Origin of the sequence: Bacteroides fragilis, assembly GCF_019583405.1 — a bacterium.
In the GTDB taxonomy this organism is placed as follows: Bacteria; Bacteroidota; Bacteroidia; order Bacteroidales; family Bacteroidaceae; genus Bacteroides; species Bacteroides fragilis_B.
Genome location: NZ_SZUU01000024.1, coordinates 1 through 4,476, shown reverse-complemented (window position 1 = coordinate 4,476; position 4,476 = coordinate 1). Strand labels below are relative to the sequence as shown.

The 4,476-nt window shown below is 45.0% G+C and carries 4 protein-coding genes; all 4 read right to left on the bottom strand.

Features of this window, described 5'->3' with window-relative positions; all coding sequences use genetic code 11:
• Positions 1-273: 273 nt before the first annotated feature.
• The 4 genes from FDF36_RS20865 to FDF36_RS20850 all read right to left on the bottom strand — a co-directional run bounded on the left by FDF36_RS20865 (position 274) and on the right by FDF36_RS20850 (position 4,036).
• Positions 274-1,032 (bottom strand): Fic family protein, encoded by a 759-nt coding sequence (locus FDF36_RS20865; RefSeq protein ID WP_220392674.1) that lies wholly within the window; start codon positions 1,030-1,032, stop codon positions 274-276.
• Between the two features lie 14 nt (positions 1,033-1,046).
• A complete protein-coding gene (locus tag FDF36_RS20860) occupies positions 1,047-2,885 on the bottom strand; it encodes a fimbrillin family protein (protein WP_220392673.1) in 1,839 nt (612 codons plus the stop codon).
• Between the two features lie 71 nt (positions 2,886-2,956).
• A complete protein-coding gene (locus tag FDF36_RS20855; protein ID WP_220392672.1) occupies positions 2,957-3,223 on the bottom strand; it encodes a hypothetical protein in 267 nt (88 codons plus the stop codon).
• A gap of 12 nt (positions 3,224-3,235) precedes the next feature.
• Positions 3,236-4,036: a ParA family protein gene (locus FDF36_RS20850; RefSeq protein WP_220392671.1), complete on the bottom strand. Its 801-nt coding sequence runs from the start codon at positions 4,034-4,036 to the stop codon at positions 3,236-3,238.
• Between the last annotated feature and the right edge of the window lie 440 nt (positions 4,037-4,476).

Sequence of the window (4,476 nt, the reverse complement as noted above, 5' to 3'; positions counted from 1 at the left end):
AATTGCATACAATGGTGTATTTATCGCTGTTGGAGCTAAAAGGGAATCAGGCAATAAAAGTACTTCCGGGTGTCTTATATCTACTGATGGCGTGACCTGGAAAGAACTTGGTTTACTTCCTGGTGGGAAGTATTCTGATCTTATCATAATTTAAAGGAATGATATGACGATCACGGATATTTATGCCATGCCATAACCGTCTTAAACAATGAAGCCCCGGTGCATCACTGCAGCGGGGACTTCTCCACTTTAAATCCATTTATGCCAAATGAATTACATTTCCATGCCGGTATCCGTCGCCAGTTCCTTTATACGGGCCATCTGCCTGTCCAGGAAATAATCCGCATACAGATCATAGGTTTCATTTTCATAGAAACGGATCAACCCTTTACGGTAATTCAGGATATCAGCGTCTTTTGACGAGTAAACCGGGATCAGTCCGGCATTCATCATTACTATACTTTCCACAAGCCGTGCGGTTCGTTTGTTACAGTCGATAAACGGCTGTATCCTGGCGATATTGCAATGCAGGTATACCGCACGTTCAAGAGGATTCTCCAGTTCTGCCTGGCGGTAAAGGATCTCACTCAATTTGAAGCGGATCTCATACACATCACGCGGCGGCACATAGTCTGTTCCGCTGATCCGTACCGGCCGTGTCCGGAACTGCCCGGCTTCTTCATCGGAAACCAGTCCGGAAGATAATCCGGAATGCAGCCGTAGCAAAGTACGATCGTCTATCACTTCCGTATTCTTTCCCTTGTGGATATACTCCATTTCAGAGACGAAAACATTATGAAGGTTCTTCAGCATTTTGGCATCTTCATATCTCTTTTCAGAGGTAATACCGTCTTTCAGAAGTGCTTCCGTTTCAACGTAAGTATATGTGTTCCCTTCAATCTTACCGGAATAATAACTCCACACCACAGCCAAATTACGGATGTCTGAAGAGTTCAGATCTGATAGTTTAGCTAATGGGGACTGAAGAATAATTTTTGCTTGCCTCAGTTGATTATCTGTAAATATAGTCATATTTTTATCTCTATTTAATTATACCATTCTGCAAGAGAAACATTTATATAATTCAATGTTTCATCCCAAATGTCATTGCCTGTATAATTGTTATTAAACAGATAATCTGCATCTAATCTAAGAAGTGTCCATTCTGTCTCTCCTTCGGGCTGCCAGTAGAGATGAATTATAGGGCCGGCATATTCGACGCCCCCAACATGTGGCATGGGATAATATTGGGTGACTTTACATCCCATAATCCCCTTCCAAAAACGAGTTCCTGTTGGAATATCAACCGAAACAATACCAATTTCATCCTTCCATTCATTATCATTAATGGCTTCTTTTTTCTTGGTACTTGGTCGGTACGAGTTGGACTTCAGTTTGAATTCCCTCTCCCAAACCGCTTTTATTTTGCCTCTCAGGGCCTTTTCTCCTTTATTGGATAAAGTAAAAACAACATTGAATGACTGGTCAAAAGGAATACGATAAGACAAAAATGTTGTATTATCCTGTCCTTCCAATTCTATATCACGTAATGCCGGCAGGTTATCCGGTGCGGGAGCTTTCACTTCATAGAGCCACTCCCGGTCCGTACTGCCGTAATCATAACCCGCCGCCCTGCACCACATGGTTTCTCCTTTCTTGCGGAACAATGGAACGAGCTGGTATGTTCCCGGTGCGGAGGTGACATAGCACTGGATGCGTTTGCCATCCCATCCGCCATTGGTCTTGATGTCTATCGGCTGGAACTTCTCTACAATTTCATTCGTGCCCTCTTTCATGAACACGAAACGCATTTCACCTTCCGAAGTGCCGCACCAGGGATAATAGAAAGTGCCGAATGCCTTGCCTTCATTCTGGTAACAGTCATATCCGTATTTCGTATAATTCGTCCAGATCGTAAACTCGTAATCTTCCGAATTCGGGTTGAGTACGATCTCATCGGTCTTGCCATACTGTCCCCAGTAGTCGACATCGATATCCACCTGCTCCTTATTCACCGGCGCATTGTAATTCCCTGTCATTTTCAGGGTATAGGTATATTTCATGCCGGCTTTCCATTCATGCTGTACCGGGAAGGTATATGTGTGCTTTTGTCCGTCAATGACAAAGCTGACGGAGGCCTGTTCGTCATAAGATGCCCTTGGAATCATGATGGCATCGACAATGACGGGATTTTCATCATTGAGCATATAGTTCCCTCCGACTTTGACCGTACCACGACCCTGGTTATAGTTTATTTTCACGCTTCCGGTTGACGCATCCACCGTTCCTGATGTATATACATCCGCGAACGTCATATCCGAAACAAGCCCCGTACCCATATACTCGTTCTTTATCAGGCGTACGCGCACCAGTGTCATGGCGTGTTGCATCATCAGATTCACCGTCGGGACATCCTTGGTCACTTTGGCCGTTCCGTACAGGATGTCATTCTGGTCCGCCAGGTCAAAAGGTACGTCCTTGAAATCGGTCACACCTTTATCATAAGGCAGGTATGCCACCACGTCGGCATCCGCTTCCACCGGTACATCCTGCCCTGCATTCCATACCTTCCCGTCAAAGAGATAAGAGGCGTTCTTTGTACCCGCCGGTTCGCTCGTCTGGCTTACTCCGACAAAGACTCCCATTTCATGCCCGGGAGCAAAAGCCTCTATGATCCCCCTGGTCTGCTGCATGTTCTGTAGCGCCGCTGTGATGCCTAACTGTACCTTGGCCGGTTCTTCCGGTTCTTCCGGCTCTTCGCCCGGCTTGTCATTATCCCCGGGTTTCACCACCGGCGGTACCGGTTCCGGCAACAGCTCGTCCGGGCCGCAAGAGAAAAGCGTACATGCCAGGCAAGCCAGCAATACATATCCGAATGCCTTCATTTTATTACTTGTTTTCAATGTTTAGTATCTTACTTTGATTCAATAATTACTATTTCAGTAAATTAAATATTTTACTTTTCTACATATTCTTTCCAGAAACACTCCAACTTGTCACGGTCAAGCGTACCGTCTTCCTTTACGAAACATTCTATCATCGTTTCAAGCAGCGTCTTGACTCCCCTGTAGCGATGGTCCGAAGCGAACGTCCGTAACTCCCATTTCAGATCTTCCGTCAGCGCAACGGTCTGGTTCGTTTTTGAGGATGCGCCTTTTCCTTTCCCGGGAGTTTCTCCCACCATATTTTCCATGGATATCCCATTTGATTTAAACTCTTTCATAGGAACTTTTATTTATTGATTCATTCTTTTAATCCTGCCGAGAAACTCCTTCACCAGCTTTTTGTAGTCTTTGGCCCCGTTCGAGGAAGGGGCGTAATCGAAAATGCTCTGCGTCTTGTACTGGGCTTCTCCCAATGCCACATTGTTCCGGATGGTTGTTTCAAACACATTATCTCCCAAAGCCTCTATCAGGCTTTCCCTGATATCCACATCCAGCTTTCTCCTATCATTGTACTTGGTCATAAAGCAACCGAGTATCCGGACCTGGGCATTCAGTTTTCTTTTGAGCAGGCCAATGATGTAGTATATCTTTTCGATCCCTTTCATGGCGAAATAGTTCCCATCCATAGGTATGATTACAAAATCACTTGCCATCAGCGCATTCTGTGTGATGATCCCCAATGACGGGGGGCAGTCTATAAATATGTGGTCATACTTCTTTGCCAATACCTTAACGATTTCCCTGAAAAGGAATTCCCTGCCGGGGGTGGCATACATGGCCACTTCCGTAGCTGCCAGGTCCAGGGACGCCGGCAGTATGTCCACCCTTTCCAGCCACGGCAGTGGTTGGATTTCCAGAGGCCTGTCCTGCATGCTCTCCTGCAGCACGCTTTCCAGCAGTACCTCTGAGGGGATGTTTGCCACCTCCTGTCCGAAAGCCGCCATTGTCGTATTCGCCTGCGGGTCCGCGTCAATGATACAGACCCTTTTCTTTCCCGACCGCGCGATTCCGGCTGCCAGGTTCAGCAGTGAAGTTGTCTTTGCGACACCACCCTTGTGGTTTACACATGCTGTTGTGATTGTTTCTGTCATATTTGTATCTCCTTGATTATTACGATGTAAAGATAACCATTATCACTGAGACCGCCAAATTTTCGTGTACTTATTTACTTGAATAGTATTGTACTTAATCATATTTAACAATACTATATTTAATAAGTAATATATTATATAGAATAATATACTATTTAACACAATATACTTATTAAGTAAATTACTTCTGTTAAATAAACTATTTCTTTCATGGTGGAAAAGCCATATTGCAATGAAATTGCAACTTTCTGTCCTATCTTGCGGCCTCTAAAGATATAAAGTCATATACGGGCAGGAAATTTCAGGGATTTTAAAATTGAGGAGTTCACTGTGAGTTGTTCAAGAAAAAAGCCCCCGGCCTGTTAAAAAAGCAACGCCAATCACTCATTAACATACAGATGCGCATCACCGCACGACCGGGGGCAAAGACCCTCGTCGCG

Bases quoted from the DNA above. Each gene is read 5' to 3' on its own strand.
- FDF36_RS20865 (WP_220392674.1), bottom strand. From the start codon at position 1,032: ATGACTATATTTACAGATAATCAACTGAGGCAAGCAAAAATTATTCTT.
- FDF36_RS20860 (WP_220392673.1), bottom strand. From the start codon at position 2,885: ATGAAGGCATTCGGATATGTATTGCTGGCTTGCCTGGCATGTACGCTT.
- FDF36_RS20855 (WP_220392672.1), bottom strand. From the start codon at position 3,223: ATGAAAGAGTTTAAATCAAATGGGATATCCATGGAAAATATGGTGGGA.
- FDF36_RS20850 (WP_220392671.1), bottom strand. From the start codon at position 4,036: ATGACAGAAACAATCACAACAGCATGTGTAAACCACAAGGGTGGTGTC.